The organism is Paenibacillus oenotherae, assembly GCF_019443105.1.
In the GTDB taxonomy this organism is placed as follows: Bacteria; Bacillota; Bacilli; order Paenibacillales; family Paenibacillaceae; genus Paenibacillus_Z; species Paenibacillus_Z oenotherae.
The window spans coordinates 1-1,830 of record NZ_JAHZIJ010000052.1; the positions used below are offsets into that span (position 1 = coordinate 1).

The window sequence follows — 1,830 nt, forward strand, 5'->3', positions numbered from 1 at the left end:
GTGAAGCTGGCGGAGGAAGGCAAGCGTCTGTTCATGTACGATATGCACCATATCATATCAGACGGAGTCTCGATGCAAGTGCTGGTGGAAGAGTTCGCGCGGCTGTACGGCGGCGAGGAGCTGCCTGTGCTGCGGATCCAATACAAGGACTACGCAGTCTGGCAGCGGGAGCGGCTGAGCGGGGAAGAGCTGAAGCGTCAGGAAACGTACTGGCTGGAACGGTTCGGAGGCGAGCTGCCGGTGCTGGAGCTGCCGACGGATGATGCGCGTCCGGCCGTGCAGCGTTTCGAAGGCGAGTCGATCGGCTTCGATCTGCCGCTGGAAGTGGAGGCGCGCGTGCGTCAGATCGCTTCGCAGACGGGCGCAACGCTGTACATGGTGCTGCTTGCGGCGTATGCGACGCTGCTGTCGAAGTATAGCGGGCAGGAGGATATCATCATTGGAACGCCGGTGGCGGGCCGCCCGCATGCGGACTTGGAGCAGGTTATCGGCATGTTCGTCGGGACACTGGCGCTGCGTAACGAAGTGAAGAAGGAAGCGACGTTCCTGGAACAGGTGGCGGAAGTGAAGCGTCGGACGCTGGAAGCGTTCGAGCATGCGGACTACCCGCTGGAGGAACTGGTGGAGAAGCTGGACTTGGAGCGGGATATGAGCCGTAATCCGCTGTTTGATACGATGTTCGCGATGCAGAACATGACGGAGGCGGAAGCTTCTTACGGGGGCGGTCTGAAGATGACGCCGTACGGAGGAGGCGAGGAAGCGGCGAAGTTTGATCTGACGCTGCAAGCGTCGGAGATGGAAGGACGGTTAGTATTCCAACTGCAATACCGGACGTCGTTGTACAGGCGAGCGAGCATGGAGCGACTGGCGGGTCACTTTGTGCAGCTGCTGACGGAGGCGACGTCAAAGCCGGAGGAGCGGATCGGGGAGCTGTCGCTGCTGTCCGAGGAAGAGCGCGAGCGACTGGCGGCGTTCAACGGGACGGAAGCGCCGTATCCGAAGGAGCAGACGATTCACAGCCTGTTCGAGGAGCAAGTAAAGCGAGCGCCGGAGCGTACAGCGCTGGTGTACGGAGAAGAGCGTCTAAGCTACGCAGAGCTGAATGCCCGTTCGAATCGTCTTGCACGGAGACTGCGGGAGCAGGGAGTCGGACCGGATGAGCTGGTGGGTATCGCGTTGGAGCGGTCAACGGAAATGATCGTGGCGATCTTGGCGGTGCTGAAGGCGGGAGGCGCGTATGTGCCGATCGACCCGAGCTACCCGGAGGAGCGTATCCGCTACACGCTGGAAGATGCAGGAGTGAAGCTGGTGCTGACGCAGACGGATTTGGCGGAGAAGTTGGCGGGCATAACGGAATCGGTGCTGGTGCTGGAGCGCGGGCTGCTGGAAGAAGGAGACGGAACAGATCTGCCGGAGAGGGCGGGAGCAGAGCATCTGGCGTACGTGATCTACACATCGGGCTCGACGGGCCGTCCGAAAGGGGTGCTGATTGAGCATCGGTCGCTGGTGAACTTGAGCGAGTGGCATCGGCAGTTCTACCGTGTGACGGAAGAGGATGTAGCGGCGACATACGCCTCGTTCGCTTTCGACGCGTCGGTGTGGGAGGTGTTCCCGTATTTGATCGCGGGAGCGAGCGTGTGCATCGTGCCGGAAGAGATCCGTCTGGAAATGAAGGAACTGACCGAATTTTACCGGAAGCGCGAGATTACGATCGCGTGGCTGCCGCCGCAAATGTACGAGCAGCTGCTGGAGGAGGAAGCGCCCTCGAAGCTGAGACTGCTGCTGACGGGAGCGGACAAGGTGAAAGGGTACAAGCCGGTGCCGTACGAA

1 protein-coding gene is annotated in these 1,830 nt (G+C 60.9%); it reads left to right on the forward strand.

From position 1 onward, the window contains the following. A partial coding sequence (locus K0T92_RS25795; protein WP_219875243.1) for a non-ribosomal peptide synthetase occupies positions 1–1,830 on the forward strand: 1,830 nt, incomplete at both ends.